At 66.9% G+C, this 16518-nt stretch carries 15 protein-coding genes; 6 read left to right on the plus strand and 9 right to left on the minus strand.

The annotated features are described in order from the left end of the window. Positions 1–37: 37 nt before the first annotated feature. Genes rodA through B1A78_RS06410 form a run of 5 tightly spaced genes read right to left on the minus strand, consistent with a single transcriptional unit; the run spans position 38 to position 5536 of the window. Positions 38–1144: a rod shape-determining protein RodA gene (gene rodA, locus B1A78_RS06390; RefSeq protein ID WP_077146142.1), complete on the minus strand. Its 1107-nt coding sequence runs from the start codon at positions 1142–1144 to the stop codon at positions 38–40. After that, positions 1141–3048: a penicillin-binding protein 2 gene (gene mrdA / locus B1A78_RS06395; RefSeq protein ID WP_077146143.1), complete on the minus strand. Its 1908-nt coding sequence runs from the start codon at positions 3046–3048 to the stop codon at positions 1141–1143. Before mrdA ends, rodA begins: the two co-directional genes overlap by 4 nt. Next, positions 3049–3573, minus strand: a complete 525-nt coding sequence (locus B1A78_RS06400) for a rod shape-determining protein MreD (RefSeq protein ID WP_077146144.1) — start codon at positions 3571–3573, stop codon at positions 3049–3051. Next, positions 3570–4469, minus strand: a complete 900-nt coding sequence (gene mreC / locus B1A78_RS06405; RefSeq protein ID WP_077146145.1) for a rod shape-determining protein MreC — start codon at positions 4467–4469, stop codon at positions 3570–3572. Before mreC ends, B1A78_RS06400 begins: the two co-directional genes overlap by 4 nt. A gap of 20 nt (positions 4470–4489) precedes the next feature. Then, on the minus strand, positions 4490–5536 hold the full coding sequence (locus B1A78_RS06410; RefSeq protein WP_077146146.1) for a rod shape-determining protein: 1047 nt from the start codon (positions 5534–5536) through the stop codon (positions 4490–4492). Positions 5537–5722: 186 nt separating this feature from the next. On the opposite strand from B1A78_RS06410, the gene mutL reads away from it, so the two are divergent. Both mutL and B1A78_RS06420 read left to right on the plus strand, forming a co-directional pair. Continuing rightward, positions 5723–7543 (plus strand): DNA mismatch repair endonuclease MutL, encoded by a 1821-nt coding sequence (gene mutL, locus B1A78_RS06415; protein ID WP_077146147.1) that lies wholly within the window; start codon positions 5723–5725, stop codon positions 7541–7543. Positions 7544–7611: 68 nt separating this feature from the next. Then, complete coding sequence (locus tag B1A78_RS06420) at positions 7612–8091, plus strand: hypothetical protein (protein ID WP_077146148.1); 480 nt, start codon at positions 7612–7614, stop codon at positions 8089–8091. A 6-nt stretch (positions 8092–8097) separates the two neighbouring features. Here the strand turns inward: B1A78_RS06420 and B1A78_RS06425 are convergent, their stop codons facing one another. Then, a complete protein-coding gene (locus B1A78_RS06425; protein WP_077146149.1) occupies positions 8098–9663 on the minus strand; it encodes an alkaline phosphatase in 1566 nt (521 codons plus the stop codon). 212 nt (positions 9664–9875) lie between these two features. On the opposite strand from B1A78_RS06425, the gene B1A78_RS06430 reads away from it, so the two are divergent. Then, positions 9876–10847, plus strand: coding sequence for a DUF2167 domain-containing protein (locus B1A78_RS06430; protein ID WP_144037714.1), 972 nt, complete (start codon positions 9876–9878; stop codon positions 10845–10847). Between the two features lie 10 nt (positions 10848–10857). Here B1A78_RS06430 and B1A78_RS06435 read toward each other — a convergent pair whose 3' ends face one another. Continuing rightward, positions 10858–11631 carry a MauE/DoxX family redox-associated membrane protein gene (locus tag B1A78_RS06435; RefSeq protein ID WP_372236866.1) on the minus strand — a complete coding sequence of 258 codons (774 nt, stop codon included), beginning with the start codon at positions 11629–11631 and terminating at the stop codon, positions 10858–10860. A gap of 32 nt (positions 11632–11663) precedes the next feature. On the opposite strand from B1A78_RS06435, the gene B1A78_RS06440 reads away from it, so the two are divergent. Further along, positions 11664–12077 (plus strand): MerR family DNA-binding protein, encoded by a 414-nt coding sequence (locus tag B1A78_RS06440; RefSeq protein WP_077146152.1) that lies wholly within the window; start codon positions 11664–11666, stop codon positions 12075–12077. A 24-nt stretch (positions 12078–12101) separates the two neighbouring features. On the opposite strand, the gene ychF is transcribed toward B1A78_RS06440, so the two are convergent. Further along, the gene (gene ychF / locus B1A78_RS06445) at positions 12102–13199 is read right to left on the minus strand and encodes a redox-regulated ATPase YchF (protein WP_077146153.1); all 1098 of its coding nucleotides are present in this window, start codon (positions 13197–13199) and stop codon (positions 12102–12104) included. Positions 13200–13363: 164 nt separating this feature from the next. On the opposite strand from ychF, the gene B1A78_RS06450 reads away from it, so the two are divergent. Both B1A78_RS06450 and B1A78_RS06455 read left to right on the plus strand, forming a co-directional pair. Continuing rightward, complete coding sequence (locus tag B1A78_RS06450; RefSeq protein WP_144037715.1) at positions 13364–14002, plus strand: CAP domain-containing protein; 639 nt, start codon at positions 13364–13366, stop codon at positions 14000–14002. 79 nt (positions 14003–14081) lie between these two features. Beyond that, on the plus strand, positions 14082–15236 hold the full coding sequence (locus B1A78_RS06455; RefSeq protein ID WP_077146155.1) for a serine hydrolase: 1155 nt from the start codon (positions 14082–14084) through the stop codon (positions 15234–15236). A gap of 43 nt (positions 15237–15279) precedes the next feature. On the opposite strand, the gene B1A78_RS06460 is transcribed toward B1A78_RS06455, so the two are convergent. Next, a partial coding sequence (locus tag B1A78_RS06460) for a PhoX family phosphatase (protein WP_077146156.1) occupies positions 15280–16518 on the minus strand: 1239 nt, incomplete at its 5' end.

Genomic DNA, 16518 nt, shown 5'->3' on the forward strand with positions numbered 1-16518 from the left:
TGGCAATGCCCCGATCGTCTTTTTTGCGATAATTTTATCAGCTGAGGCGGCTGCTCTGCTTTTTGCTGTCATTCTCGATCGCGAGGATGATGCCGACGCAGGTCATGATCGTCAGCATCGACGAGCCGCCATAGGAAAAGAGCGGCAGCGGGATGCCGACCACGGGGGCGAGTCCCATCACCATCATCAGGTTGATCGCGATGTAGAAAAAGATCGTCATCGTGAGGCCCGCGGCGGTCAGCTGGCCGAAGCGGGTGCGGGCCTTCAGGGCGACACGCGTCGACCAGCGCAGCAGCAGGAAGAAGCCCAGGAGCAGGCCCAGCCCGCCGATCAGCCCCCATTCCTCGGCCATCGTCGCGAAGATGAAGTCGGTATGCCCCTCGGGCAGATAATCGAGGTGGCTTTGCGAGCCGTTGAGGAAGCCCTTGCCGCCGATGCCGCCCGAGCCGATCGCGATCTTCGACTGGCTGATATGGTAGCCGGCGCCGAGCGGGTCGCTTTCGGGGTCGAGGAAGATCAGCACGCGTTTCTGCTGATAATCATGGAGGAAGGAGAAGAGCACGGGCAGCGCGGCGAGGCCCGCTGCCGCCGTGCTGCCGAACCACCAGAAGGGCAGGCCGGCGCAGAACATCACGATCACGCCGCCGATGCAGATGGCGAGCGCGGTACCGAGGTCGGGCTGGAGCATCACCAGCGCGGCGGGAAAGCCGATCGCGACCAGCGCGGGCCACAAGGCGGTCCAGGTGCGCGTATTGCCGGGCGGCAATTGCGCATAGAAGCGCGCGAGCGCGAGCACGATCGCCACCTTCATCAACTCGGACGGCTGGAGGTTCATGAAGCCGAGGTTGAGCCAGCGCTGGCTGCCTCCGCCGACGAAGCCGAGCAATTCGACCGCGATCAGCAGGATCAGCACGCCGATATAGCCGAGATAGGCGAAATCCTCGAAGATCCGGATCGGGAAGCGGCCGATGATGAGCGCCAGCGTCAGGAAGGCGGCGAAGCGCACGCCCTGTTGCAGCGCCCAGGGCGACCAGTTGCCGCCGGCCGCCGAATAGAGGACGAGCAGGCCGAAGCCGGTGATCGCGCTGAGCAGCGCGATCAGTTTCCAGGGGATGCGCTGAACGGCGGGTGGGACGGGGATCATTGCGGCACCCCCGGGTCGGGATCGCTCGACGCGCCCGCTTTCCACGCCGCATAGTCGCGGTCCATGCGTTCCTTGATCGTGCCGCCCCATCCGGCCTCGAAGGTCTCGAGCGCCTCCATCCCCCTTTCGCGATCGAAGAGGAAGGTCATGAAATCCTTGGCGACCGGCGCTGCGGCGCGGGCGCCGCCCATGCCATGTTCGATCACGACGGCGGTCGCATAGCGCGGATTGACGACGGGCGCGAAGCCGATGAACAGGCCGTGGTCGCGGAATTTCCACGTCCCCGCCTTGCCGTTGCCGGTGTTGAGCCCGCGCACCTGCGCGGTGCCGGTCTTGCCCGCCATCGTGATGCCGTCGAGCGGCAGGCGACTGCGCACCGCGGTGCCCGCGCCGTTGACGACGAGATCCATGCCGTGGCGCGCGACTTCGAGCGCTTCGGGTGCGAAGGGCAATGCCTCATTCTTGAACTGGCGGTTGACGAGGCGCGGATAGAGGCGTCGCCCCGACGCGATGCGCGATGCCATCACCGCGAGCTGGAGCGGGTTCACGCTGACATAGCCCTGGCCGATGACCGCGTTCAGCGAATCCGACGCCGACCACTGCTGGTCATATTTGCGCATCTTCCACGCGCTGTCGGGGATGGTGCCGAAGCGCTGGTTGCTGCCCGCGAGCTGGAATTCCTCGCCGAGCCCCATCAGCCGCGCCGTCGGGGCGATCGCGTCATAGCCGAGCCGGTGTGCGAGCCAGTAGAAATAGCTGTTGCAGCTCTTCATGATCGCCGAGGGCATGTCGAGGCTGCCATGGACGCCGAGGCAGCGGAAGAAGCGGCTGCCGAGCCGGTAGCCGCCGACACAGGTGTGGCGCTCGCTGGGGTCGACGCCATGTTCGACCGCGGCGATCGCCGCCATCGGTTTCAACGTCGAGCCCGGCGGATAGAGCCCGCGCGTCGCCTTGTTGATCAGCGGCTGGTGGTCGTCGGCGCGCAGCCAGGCATATTCGCTGTTGCTGATGCCGTCCGAAAAGCTGTTCGGGTCGAAGCTGGGCATCGAGACGAAGGACAAGATGTCGCCGTTGGCGCAGTCGATGACCACTGCGGCGCCCGATTCGCGTCCCATACGCCGCGCGACATATTCCTGGAGGTCGGCGTCGATCGTCAGGTGAACGGTCTTGCCCTGGATGTCTTCGGTGGTCGACAGGTCGCGCACCACCTTGCCGCGCGCGGTCACCTCGACGCGCTTCGCGCCCGGGGTGCCCTTCAGCATCGGCTGGAAATATTTCTCGAGCCCGTCCTTGCCGATCCGGTACCCCGGCGTGATGTAGAGCGGGTCCTTGTCCTTCTGATATTCCTCGGCATTGGGCGCGCCGACATAGCCGATCAGATGGCCGACCGCCGCGCCGGTCGGATAGTTGCGGGCAAAGCCGCGTTGCGGCGCGACACCGGGGAGTTCGGGCAGCCGGACGAGGATCGAGGCATAGTCGCCTTCGGACAGATCCTCGGCGATCGCCACCGGCTGGAAACCCGATGCGGCCTTGAGGTCGCGGTTGATCCGCTCCATCGCGTCGCCGTCGAGCCGCAGCAGCGTGCGCAGCTGGCCGAGCACCATTTCCTTGTTGTGCAGCCGGTCGGGGATGACGTCGATGCGCAGCGACACGCGGTTGTTCGCGAGCGCCTTGCCGTGGCGGTCGACGATCCAGCCGCGACGCGGCGGGATCAGCGTCAGGTTGACGCGGTTGCTTTCGGATTCGAGGACATAGCGGTCGTTGTCGATGACCGAGATATAGGCCATGCGCGCCGCGAGCGCGGCACCGACCGCAACCTGCGCGCCGCCGACGACGAGCGCGCGGCGCGTGAAGGTCAGGCCCCGCCAGGCTTCGGTGATCGGTGGGCTTTTCTTGCGCGGCATCTATCGGCGTTTCAGGCGGAAATTGTCGAACATGCCGGTGAGGCGCATGAACAGCGGGACGAGCAGCGCCGATACGATGATCTGCGGCGCGACGAGCCCGAGCACCTTGCCCATATGCGCGTCGGGATGCGCGATCAGCGCGGCGAACGACTGGATCGCCGCGACGAGCAGCGCGGCGATCGCCCAATCGTGGAAAAAGCCGCGCCAATAGATGCGCTGCGAGAAATAATGGACCGCGATGCTGGCGAAGGTCCACAGCGCGATCGCCGAGCCGATCGGTGCGCCGCTGAACAGATCGTCCCAAAGGCCGAGCGGCAAGCCGATCCACACCGGCCACATTTCGATGCGCAACAATTGCCAGCACAGGAAGAAGAGCAGGCCGAGCGGCGGCAGCACCGGCGAGCTGGCAACCATCGGCAGCATCAGCGGCAGCGCCGAGGCGATCATCACGCTGGCGATCGGCACGATCCGCATCCGCCACAGCGAGGCGGGTTCGCCCAGCCGGCGCGTGTCGGTGCGGTTCATGGCGCGGGTGTCGAAGCGGGAACCGGCGCCGGTACCGGCTGCGCTTCGATATTGTCGGGGGTGTAGGCGCGCAGCACCGACACCGCGTCGACCTGTGCCGGGTCGGCGAGCGGACGCGCGAGCGCGCCTTCGCTGGTCCGCCGCACGACGATCGCAACGGGGATATTGGGCGGATAAAGACCGCCGGTGCCGGAGGTGACGAGGATATCGCCCGGCTTGAATGGGTTGTTCGCGATGTTGAGGGTGCGGATATCGAGGTCGCCGTTGCCGCGGCCGTTGGCGAGCGCGGGCAGGCCGTCGCGAGCGCGGCGGATCGGCACGATATTGTCGATGTCGGTGAGCAGCAGCACCTGCGACACCGAAGGCCCGCTCGACAGCACGCGCCCGATCAGCCCGTCGGCGCCGCGCACCGGCTGGCCCGATGCCACCCCGACGTTGCGCCCGATGCTGAGCAAGGCGATACGCTTGCTGCTCGTCGAGGTCGAGGTGAGCAGATAGCCGTTGGCGACCGCGGCCTTGTCGTTTTCCTGCAGCTTGAGCAGCGCTTTGAGCTGGCGGTTCTCTTCTTGCAATGCGCTCGTTGCGACGAGCTGGCGCCGCGTATCGGCCAGTTCCTTGCGCAGCCGGCGGTTTTGCGAACCCGCGCCGACATAGGCCGACACCCAGTCGTCGACGCCGGCGATCGATCCGATGACCGAGCGGGTGCCGCGCGCGACGGGCGCGGTGACTTCATGGCTCGCGACGCGCAGCGCCGCGAAACCCACGGGATCGGCAACCGACAGGATCGCCAGCAACAGGCCCGCCACCGCCCCGGTCACCGCGATGACATAGGCGACGAACAGGCTCGTCTGAGCCTTTCGGGATTGCCCCGGACGTCGATGTGCCGGGCGGACCATGGGAGAGCGCTACCCTTCGATCAGGCTTGCTGGAGCACGCCGCGGAAGGCGGGGTCTTCCATCGCGCGGCCGGTGCCGATCGCGACGCAGGTCAGCGGATCCTCGGCCACCGTGACGGGCAGGCCGGTCGCGTCCTTGAGCAGCTCGTCGAGCTCGGCGATCAGCGCGCCGCCGCCGGTCAGGACGATGCCCTGGTCGACGATGTCGGCGGCGAGTTCGGGGGCGGTGTTCTCGAGCGCGATGCGCACGCCCTCGACGATCGTGCCGATCGGTTCGGACAAAGCTTCCGCGATCTGCGCCTGGTTGATCGAGATTTCCTTGGGCACGCCGTTGACGAGGTCGCGGCCCTTGATGTGGATCGTCATGCCGACGCCGTCGGCGGGGATGCGCGCGATGCCGAAATCCTTCTTGATCCGCTCCGCCGTGGCTTCGCCGATCAGCAGATTATGGTGTCGGCGGACGTAGGAGACGATCGCTTCGTCCATCTTGTCGCCGCCGGCGCGGACCGAGGTGGTATAGGCGAGACCGCGCAGGCTGAGCACCGCGACTTCGGTCGTGCCGCCGCCGATGTCGACGACCATCGAGCCGATCGGTTCGGTGACGGGCATGTCGGCGCCGATCGCGGCGGCCATCGGTTCCTCGATCAGCCACACTTCGCTGGCGCCGGCGTTCGACGCGGCGTCGCGGATCGCGCGGCGCTCGACGCTGGTCGAGCCCGAGGGCACGCAGATCACGATTTCGGGGCTGCGGAACGCATTGGGCTTGCCGCCATGCACCTTGGTGATGAAGTGCTTGATCATCTGTTCGGCGACGTCGATGTCGGCGATGACGCCGTCGCGCAGCGGGCGGATCGCCTCGATGCTGTCGGGGGTCTTGCCCATCATCAGCTTCGCGTCGTCGCCGACCGCCTTGACTCGCTTCACCCCGTTGATCGTCTCGACCGCGACCACCGAAGGCTCGTTGAGGACGATGCCCTTGCCGCGCACATAGACCACCGTATTGGCGGTGCCGAGGTCGATCGCCATGTCTTGGGAATTGAACTTAAGCCAACGCGAGAAAAAGGACATCGATGGTCTTTCCTGTACTGCGTGCGAACGGACCGCCCCGTCGCCGTATGATTGGCGCTTTCCCGTCCACGAACAGGACCAAATCTGGGGAAGATTCCGGCGCTGCCGGGGGCGGCGGGCTGGATGGAAAGATCGGGCTGTGCGGGTGGGTCGCGATTTGCGTCCGACTGCGCTAGGAGAGGGATTATGTCAATACGCCGCCTGCCGGAAACCCTCGTAAATCGGATCGCAGCCGGTGAAGTGGTCGAAAGACCGGCTGCGGCGCTCAAAGAACTGGTTGAAAACGCCATAGACGCGGGTTCGAGCCGGATTTCGGTGCGAATCGCCGACGGCGGAATCGCGCGAATCGAGGTCGAGGACGACGGGTCGGGAATGACCCCCGCCGACATGGCGCTGGCGCTCGAACGCCATGCCACGTCGAAGCTGCCCGACGAGGCGATCGAGGCGGTGACGACGCTCGGGTTTCGCGGCGAGGCGTTGCCGTCGATCGCCAGCGTCGCGCGGCTGACGCTCGAAAGCCGCATGCCCGGCGCCGACGGCTGGAAGCGCGTCGTCGATAATGGCGCGGTGGTGGCCGAGGGGCCGGCGGCGCTCGCCAAGGGCACGCGCGTGCTGGTCGAGGATCTGTTCGCGCGCGTGCCCGCGCGGCGCAAGTTCCTGCGCAGCGGGCGCAGCGAATATGCCGCCTGTCTCGATGTGGTAAAGCGGCTGGCGATGGCGAACCCCGCGGTCGGCTTCACGATGGAACATGACGGGCGGCGGGTACTCGACGTTCAGGGCGGACAGGACCGGCTGGCGCGCGTCGCGGCGCTGACCAGCCGCGACCTTGCGGGCAACAGCATCGGGGTCGATCTCGACCGCGGCGACGTCCATCTCGGCGGCGTCATCAGCCTGCCGACCTACAATCGCGGCGTGTCCGACCATCAATATCTGTTCGTCAACGGCCGCCCGGTGAAGGACCGGCTGCTCGTCGGGGCACTGCGCGGCGCCTATGCGGACCTGCTCGCGCGCGATCGCCATCCGGTGGTCGCGCTGTTCCTCGACGTGCCGGCGAGCGAGGTCGATGTGAACGTCCACCCCGCAAAGACCGAGGTGCGCTTTCGCGACCCGCAGCTCGTTCGCGGCATGATCGTCGGCGGGCTGCGCCGCGCGCTCGACGAGCATGGCTTTCGCAGCGTCCAGCGCCCCGCCGAGGCGGCGCTGGCGGCGTGGCAGCAGGAACCGGTGGCGCCGGCGCCGACAACGGGATTCCTCTTCGGTGCGGCGCCGCGCACCGAACCCGCGGTGCATCTGTTCGGTGCCGACATCGCGCCGCCCGCCGCCGATGTTGCGCGCGTCTATGACCGGCTCGTGCCCTTCGCCTCGACGCCCGCGCCGCTTGCGGGGCGCGCCGAGGTCGCCGTCGCGCCGGTGCCCGAGGCCGCGGCGCATCCGCTGGGCATCGCGCGCGGCCAGATCGCCAAGACTTATATCGTCGCCGAAGCCGAGGATGGGCTGGTGATCGTCGATCAGCATGCAGCGCACGAACGGCTGGTGCTCGAACAATTGCGCGGCGGCATGACCGGGCGCGCGGTGCCCTCGCAGGGGCTGCTCTTGCCCGAAGTCGTCGAGCTCGACGAACCCGCGTGCGACCGGCTCGAGGCGGCGGCGTTCGAACTCGCCGCGCTCGGCGTCGAACTCGAACGCTTCGGCCCCGCCGCGGTGATGGTGCGCGCGACCCCGGCGATGCTCGGCAATATCGACTGCGTAAAGCTGGTCACCGACATCGCCGACGACCTCGCGGGCTATGACGCCGCGCTGGGACTCAACGAAAAGCTCGAACTCGTCGCCGCGACGATGGCGTGCCACGGCTCGGTGCGCGCGGGCCGCACGCTCGGCGTCGCGGAAATGAACGCGCTGCTCCGCCAGATGGAGGTCACGCCGCATTCGGGCCAGTGCAACCATGGCCGCCCGACCTGGGTCAAGCTCGCGATGGACGATGTCGAACGGCTTTTCGGCCGGAAATAGAATTTTTTGCTCGGATTCGGGACAAAATCGGGGCAGGGGACGAGTCCCCCTCCATGGAGTATCCATCAATGAAATTGACGATTGCTGCGCCGCTCGGCGTTGCCCTCCTCCTCGCGGCCTGTTCGGGTGAGCCGCAGGCCGAAAAGGCCGCCGCGCCGGCGCCGGTCGCCGAAAAGGTCGACCTGCCCGACACCGGCAGCGCAAAGCCGATCGAGCTGGCCGCGATCGGCAAGGGTGAATTGCTCGCCCTCGAAGGCGCGCGCGCATGCCGCTTCACCATCGACGGGCAGGATGGTCCCGCGCTGGTCGTGAAGACCGACGTCGCCACCGATGCCACCGCGCAGGGTGCGGTCAAGGTCGGCAGCCGCGTCCAGCGCGTCGCCGGTCCGGGCGGCTTTGCCGAACTGCAAAAGGGCATGGACCTGTCGGGCCCGGGCCTCAACCTAATCGTCGAACCGTCGGCTAGCGGCGCCAAGGCAAAGCTCGCCGCCAGCCGCCCGTTCGGCAAGCCCACCAGCTTCGAGGGTGACTGGAGCTGCGACGCGTAACGCGTCTCAGCCCATCTTTATCCCGGCAAGGCCGTTTTCGACGACGCCGGTCGCCCGCTTCGACAGCGTGTTGACCGGCGTCGTTACCTTGTCGACGACCATGAAGTGGGTCTGCCAGGCTTCGCGGCCGACCTCGCACACGACATAGCCGCGCTGGTCGTTGGCGAATTTGAGCTCGGGGTTGAGCTTCAGCCAGTCGTCGGTACCGACGCGCTTGTCGGTCCCGTCGCCGCCCGACGAGATCGAGGTCGCGACGAATTCGGCGCCGACCACCTTGTCCTTGAGGACGAGGTCGCCGCAGAAATTCTGATGCTCGTCGCCGGTCAGCACGACGCAATTCTCGAGGCCGGCCATGCGTGACAGGATGCGTTCGCGCGGCGCCTCATAACCCGCCCAGCTGTCAAGATTGATGATCTTCTTGGGCTCGTCGGGCTTGCGGCGGCGGTCGAGCGACATCATCGTCACCTGCTGCGCGAATGTGTTCCAGGTCGCGCCGCCCTTGGCCAGGTTGCGGGCGAGCCATTCCTCCTGCGCCTTGCCGAGCACCTGCGCTTCCTTGGCGTAAACCTCCGGGCAGGCGGGCTTGAAGCCGTCGCCGCACGGCTGATCGTCGCGATATTGGCGGGTGTCGAGCAATTGCATCGCCATCAGGTCGCCATAGCGGAACTCGCGGTTCATCGCGACCATGCCGCCGCGCGGGAGCAGCGCCTTGCGCACCGGCATATGTTCGTACCAGGCCTGCATCGCCGCCTGCTTCTTGAGCATGAAGACTTCGGGCGGCGCGGCGTCGGGATCGTTGCCGTCGAGCCCCATCTTCCAATTGTCGATGTCGGACACCCAGTCGTTGCGGATCTCATGATCGTCGAAGCTCGACAGATGGGCATGGACCGAGCGCACCGCCTGCTGGTCGATGTCGAGGAGAGTCTGCGCATAGGCGCCGCGGAAATCGTCGAGGTCGATCAGCGCGCGCTGAGCATAGCTGCGCACCGGACGGATCGGCAGGCCGTTGTCGAACAGATAGTCCTGCTGATATTCATAGATGAAGTCGCCATAGTGATAGACGAAGGCAAGGTCCTCGCGCGCGAGGTGGCGGTAGGCGCCGTAAAAGCCCGATTCATAATGCTGGCAGCCCGCGACGCCGAATTTCAGCGCGTCGACCTTCGCTCCCGGTGCGGGCAGGGTGCGTGCGCGGCCGCGCAGGCTGCGCTCGCCCGCGGCGGTGAAGCGGTAAAAATAGGGGCGGTCGGGGAGCAGCCCCGCGACCTCGACATGGACGCTGTGGCCGAGTTCGGGGCGCGCCAGTTCGGTGCCCTTGGCGACGATGTCGCGGAACCCCGTGTCGGTCGCGACCTCCCAGTCGACGGGCACATTGGTCAGCGGCATGCCGCCGTGGCGCTCCATCGGTTCGGGCGCGAGGCGGGTCCAGATGACGAAGCCGTCGCTCGCCGGATCGCCCGCCGCGACGCCCAGCTTGAACGGAAAGTCGCGGAGAAGGCCCTGCGCACGCACGATGGCGGGTGCGGCGAGCCCGGCGAGCGTCGCCCCGGCCAGAAAAGAGCGGCGATTATACATGGCAGTTCCCGTGATTAGATGATTCGGTGTGACGAGCGGCATAGCCCAGCGCGCCACGAAATCCCAATGGCGGGGGATAGTGACAGAAGGGTTGCGGCGGCGCCGCCTTTCTGGAACAGCTAGCCCATCTATCCGGGGGGAAGATCATTATCAAATTGCCGAATTCGCGTGCCACGCTTTCCATCGCCGGCGCACTGGCGCTCGCCATCTCGATGCCCTTCGCCAGCGCGACCACCGCGCCCGGCCCCGTCGCCGAACAGGCGGCGATCGCGGCGCAGCAGGCGGCGGCCGACCGGCTGACCAAGACGATGAAGCGCCAGACGGGAACAGTGCACATCGCCGCGGCCAATGCCGACCTCAACCTGGGCGACGCCTATTATTTCGTCGGGCCGGAGGAGGCGCGCACGATCCTCGTCGATGTCTGGCGCAACCCGCCGGGCGCCGCGACCGGCGTGCTCGGCATGGTCTTTCCCAAGGGCAAGAGCTTTACCGACAATACATGGTCGGCGGTGATCACCTTCGAGGACACGGGCTATGTGTCCGACGACGATGCCAAGACGATCGACTACAACGAGATGCTGGCGAATATGAAGGCCGCCGACGAGGAGCAGGCACCGGCCACGCGGGCCGAGGGCTATCCCGCGGGCATCCTCCAGAACTGGGCGCAGGCGCCGACCTATGACGCGCAGAAACATTCGCTGGTCTGGGCGCGCGACATCAAGTTCGACGGCATGACCGAGGACACGCTCAATTACGACATCCGCCTGCTCGGCCGGTCGGGGGTGCTCAGCATGAACATCCTTGCCGACATGAGCCAGCTTGCCGAGGTGCGCGAGGCCGCCAAGACCTTCGCCAATGTCGGCAGCTTCCGCACCGGTGCGCGCTATGCCGACTATAATGCGTCGACCGACAAAAAGGCCGAATATGGCATTGCGGGGCTGGTCGCGGCGGGCGGCGCGGCGGCGGCGGCGAAGAAGCTTGGGCTGCTCGCGGTGCTGGGCAAGTTTGGCAAGTTCATCATCATCGGCGTGATCGCGCTGTTCGCGGCGTTCCGCAACGCGATCGGCGGGCTGTTCGGGCGCAAGCCGGCGCTCGACGCCGCCGAATGGCAGGACGACAATCACGTCGCGTCGGTCGAACCCGCCGCGAACGACGATCCAGCCACGCGGCCGCCGGGGCAATAGCCCCGGCGCGTCAGGCCAGCATCGCGAGCATCCACAGCGCCATCGCGACCATCGCGAGATTCTCGGTCAGCGAGACAAAGCCCAGCGGCACCTTGCTGCTGCCGCCGACGCACGCGCATTTGAGATCGCGCCGATCGATATAGACCGCCTTGAATACCGACACCGCGCCGATGGTGCCGATGAACAGCGCGATCGGGATCGACAGCCAGGGGAGCGCGCGGGCGGTCATGAGCACGCCCGCCAGCCCCTCGGCAAAGGGGTAGATCAGGCCGTAAGGGACCCAGCGTTTGGCGAGCAGGTCGTAATTGAGGAACATCGTCGAGAAGCTGGCGATATCCTGTAATTTGAGCAGCGCGAGCACGACCATGCTGAACGAGACGAACCATTCGGCCGCCTGCATCGTCAGCGCGCTGCCGAAGGCGGCGTGGCTCGCGGCACCCGCCATCAGCGCGGTCATCGCGAACAGCGCGATCACCGGACGATAGCTGACGGCGTCGGGGTCGGCGACCTTGAGCCCGAAGTGGCGGCGCAAATCGTCATGGCCGCCGATGCGGACGCCGTCGATGAAGGTCTGCGGCGTCGTCTTGACACCATGCTCGGCCTTGAAAGCGTCGACCTCCGCGCGCGTCGTGAGCCAGCGATCGTCGACCGCATAGCCCCGGCGTTCGAGCAGATATTTGGCCTTCAGGCCATAGGGGCAGGTGTGGCCGGGCATGACCATGCGATGAAGAACGGCCGTCTTGCGGCCTGCGGAGGGGGTTGCTTGCTGTGTCATGCGCCCCATATGGCATCCGTACCATGGTACGGAGTCAAGCGATGCAATTCACCATCGGAAAATTGGCCGCCGCGGGCGGCGTCGGGGTCGAGACGATCCGCTATTACCAGCGGCGGCGCCTGCTGGCGACGCCCGCGCGCAGCGGCGGCGACGGCTGGGGCGGCGGCATCCGCCGCTACGACGAAGACGACCTCCGCCGCTTGAGGTTCATCCGCGCCGCGCAGGGCGCGGGCTTCACGCTCGAAGAGATCGGCGAACTGCTCGCGCTCGAGGCCGGCGACGACCGCGTCCAGGTGCGGCACCTCGCGCGCCAGCGGATCGACGCGCTCGACGCCAAGATCGCGGCGATGACCGAAACCCGCGCCGCGCTGGCCCGCCTCGCCGACCAATGCGCGGCGAGCGAGGCCAACGATACCGGGGGACCATGCCCGATCCTGGCGGCGTTCGAGCCCTGATTTCCCGCCGTGGGCGGGGAGGGATCAGCTATGCAGGAAGTGCATCACGTCGCCGTCATGGACGACATAGGCCTTGCCTTCGGCGCGGAGCTTGCCGGCTTCGCGCGCCTTGGCTTCGCCGCCCAGCGCGACATAATCGTCGTACGCGATGGTTTCGGCGCGGATGAAGCCCTTCTGGAAATCGCTGTGGATCTCGCCCGCGGCCTCGGGCGCGGTGGCGCCGGCGTGGACGGTCCAGGCGCGCGCTTCCTGCGGGCCGACGGTGAAGAAGGTAAGCAGGTGGAGCAGTTCGTAGCCGGCGCGGATGACGCGGGCGAGGCCGGTTTCGTGCAGCCCCATTTCCTCGAGAAATTCCATTCGGTCGGCCATGTCCATGGTGACCAGCTCGCTCTCGATCGCGGCCGAGACGACCACCGCCTGCGCGCCCTCGGCAGCGGCCTTGGCGAAGACCTTTTCGGAGAAGGCGTTGCCGTTCGCGGCGCTGCCCTCGTCGACGTTGCACACATAGAGGACGGGTTTCGAGGTCAGCAGCTGCGCGGTGCGCAGCACACGGGCTTCCTCGTCGTCCTTGGGATCGGTCAGCCGCGCGGGCTTGCCTTCGCGCAGCAGGTCGAGCGCCTGGCCGAGGACGCTCGCGGCGATCTTGGCTTCCTTGTCTCCCTGCGCGGCCTTTTTGGCGAAGGCGGGAACGCGCTTCTCGAGGCTTTCGAGGTCGGCGAGCAGCAGCTCGGTCTCTACCGTCTCGGCGTCGGCGACGGGATCGACCTTGTTCTCGACATGCTGGATGTCGTCATCTTCGAAACAGCGCAGGACGTGGACGATCGCATCGACCTCGCGGATGTTGCCGAGGAACTGGTTGCCGAGGCCTTCGCCCTTCGACGCGCCGCGGACGAGGCCGGCGATGTCGACGAAGGCGAGCTGGGTCGCGATGATCTTCTTGCTGCTCGCGATCGCCGCGAGCTTGTCGAGGCGTGCGTCGGGGACCGCGACATTGCCGATATTCGGCTCGATCGTGCAGAAGGGGTAATTCGCCGCCTGCGCCGCCGCGGTTTCGGTCAGCGCGTTGAACAGGGTGGACTTGCCCACGTTAGGAAGTCCGACGATGCCGCATTTGAAACCCATAAAAACTCCGTGTTTCCGGCGCCGCAGGGAAGGGCGCCGGTCTTGCCCGCGCCCCTAGCGCCAAGTGGCCGCCGACGCCAGTCCTTGCGGGCGCGGCGCATGCGGTTGCGTCATGTTCAGCCTTGCGCTCTTATCGCGGCACGATGAGGCGATCCTGGCGATTCATGGCTGCGGTGGCGGCATTGTCGGCTGCGGCGATGGCGATGGGCGGGGCCGGTGCCGCTGCGCCCTCGCGTTTCGAGGCGGGGGTATTCGCCGAGCTCAATCGCTTTCGCGCCGACCCGCCCGGCTATGCCAAGGTGCTGGGCACCTACCGCCCGCGCTTCACGGGCAAAAGGCTGCGTGGCGCCGAAAAGGGCGAGATCGACATCATGACGGTCGAGGGCGTCGCGGCGGTCGACGAGGCGATGCGCGACCTGCGCGCGGTGAAGGAGCCGCGTGCTCGGCTGACCCAATCGCCACTGCTCGCCCGCGCCGCCGCCAGCCATGTCGCGGCGCAATCGGCGACGGGGGCGATGGGTCATTATACCGGCGGCCGCGGTCCCGGCGAGCGCATGCTCGCGATCGGTGGCGGCCGCGACGTCAACGAGGTCATCACCTATGGCCATCACAGCGCGGCGTCGGTGATCCAGCAATTGCTGATCGACGACGGCGTCGCCAATCGCGGCCACCGCATCGCCCTGCTGCGCGAACGCCACCGCTTCGCCGGGGTCGCCTGTGGGACGCACAAGGTCCACCGCACGATGTGCGTCATCCTGATGTCCTCGACCGCCGATGGCCTGCCGGCGAAGCCGAAGGCCTGACGGTTACTGGCGAGACCGGGATTTTCGGGCTTTAGTTCATCGTCATAGCTGTTATGCTCCGATAATACAGGAGGTGCCGATGACGCGCGCGAAGCTTTTGTGGACCTTGCCCCTTTTGGCCGCGGCGGCACCGGTGCACGCCGCCTCGCTTCCCGATCAGGCGGGCGTCGCGGCAATCGCCGACAAGGCGATGGCCGGCACCGGCGCGCGCGGCCTGGCGATCGCGGTGATCGACGGCGGCGAGGTGCGGTCGGTGCAGAGCTTCGGTGCGCGCAATGCCAAGGGCGACCCGCTGACGCCGCAGACGATCATGTATGGCGCGTCGCTGACCAAGCTGGTGTTCGCCTATACGGTGCTGCGCCTGTCCGACGAGGGCAAGCTCGACCTCGACAAGCCGATCGCCGCGATGCTGGCCAAACCTCTCCCCGACTATGGCAATCTCGACGCCTATGGCAATTGGGGCGACCTTGCGGGCGACGCGCGCTGGCAGACGATCACGCCGCGCATCGTGCTCAATCACAGCACCGGCTTTGCCAATTTCTCCTTCCTCGAACCCGACGAAAAACTGCGTTTCCATTTCGATCCGGGCAGCCGCTACGGCTATTCGGGCGAGGGGATCATGCTGCTCCAGTTCGGGCTCGACCAGGGGTTGGGGCTGAATACCGGCAAAGAGGTACAGCGCCTCGTTTTCGATCCGTTCAAGATGCCGAACAGCAGTCTCGTCTGGCGCCCCGATTTCGGGGCGAACTATGCCGACGGCTGGACGCTCGACGGGAGCGTCGAGGCGCATGACGAGCGTGGCCGCGTCCGCATGGCCGGGTCGATGGACACGACGATCACCGACCTTGCGAATTTCGCGGCGGCGGTGGTGTCGGGCGAGGGGCTTTCGGACAGGGCACGCGGCGAATTGCTGCGCCCGGGACTGCCGATCCGCTCGCGCTCGCAATTTCCGACGCTGGCGGGTGACGTGGCGGAGGCCGAGCAGTCGAAGGGCATCGCGGCGAGCGTCGGGCTGATCACTTTCACCGGGCCGCAGGGACCGGGCTTCTTTCGCGGCGGCCATAATGATTCGACCGGCAACACCCTCGTCTGTGTCGAGCAGGGGCAGCGCTGCGTCCTGATCATGTCGAACGATGTCCGCGCCGAGGCGGCCTTTCCGATGATCGTGCGCGAGATATTGGGCGAAACCGGGACGCCCTGGCGCTGGATCTTCGGCGATATGAATTTCATCTGAGGCGGCCGCCCGCTCTCTCGATCGAGAGCGGGCGGCACGCGGATCAGTTGCCGACCGGCTGGTTGTCGGTGCGGCGCACGACGATCGTCGACGAGCGCGGCTGCTCGCCCGCGACCGGCCAATTGCCCGTCGGGTGCTGGATGTTGACGAAGAAGGTGCGAAGGTCGGGCGTATAGGCCAGACCGGTGATCTCGCACCCGACCGGACCGACGAGGAAGCGCTTCGACTGCTTCGTCGCCTGGTCGAGGTAGAACATTGCATTCTGTCCGACCGTGTCTTCGATGGTCAGGCCCGAGGCGCCCGAGGTGCCGGGAACGCTATGGTCGGTCTGCACCCACAGGCGGCCCTGCGGATCGATGCGGATGCCGTCGGGGCTCGAGAAGGTGTCGCCCTTGATGTCGCCGGTCAGGTTCGCACCGCCTGAGGCCCAGGCCGGGTCGCCCGCCAGCAGGAAGATTTCCCAGCTGAACTTGGTCGCCAGCGGCGAATCGCCTTCCTCGCGGAACTTCAGGATATGGCCGTGGCGGTTGGCGACGCGCGGGTTGGCGGCGTCGGTGACGCGGCGGCTGCTGTTGTTGGTCAGCGTGACGAACACCGCCTTGTTATCGGGGGCGACCGTGATCCACTCGGGACGATCCATCACGGTGCCGCCGGCGACGCGCGCCGCCGACTGGCAATTGATCAACACATCGGCCTGGTTGTTGAAATTGACGATCGTCGGTGCCGGCGGCGTCGTGCTCTGGCTGATATTGCCGGGGTCCGACGCGCCCGCGGTCAGGCCGTTCTGGCCGACGACCAGCGCGCGCCATTCGCCCGTGCCGTCGGCGTTGAAGCGCGCGACATAGAGCGTGCCGTAGTCGAGCAGGTCGGTGTTCGCCGCCCGGTTGCTGCTGCTGTAGGCGCGATCGGGGATGAACTTGTAGACGCAGCCCGGGGTCGAATCGTCGCCCATGTAGAAGGCGACGCGGCGGTCGGCGTTCGTCATGAACGCGACATTCTCGTGGCTGAAGCGGCCCATCGCGGTGCGCTTGGTCGGCGCAGCGAGTTCGCGCAGCGGATCGATCTCGACGATCCAGCCATAGTCGTTGGCGGGCTTGGTCGGGTCGAGATAATTGTCGGTGGTTTCCTCGCAGGTGAGGTAGGTGTCCCACGGCGTCCGGCCGCTGGCGCAATTGTTGAGCATGCCCTTGATGCTGCCCGAGAGCAGGCCTGCGGCGGGGCCGCCGGCGCGATAGGCGCTGTTGCCCGTGTAGCGGCGGTTATAGGTCGATTCGGCCTGCAC

The organism is Sphingopyxis sp. KK2, from assembly GCF_001990265.1.
GTDB lineage: Bacteria > Pseudomonadota > Alphaproteobacteria > Sphingomonadales > Sphingomonadaceae > Sphingopyxis.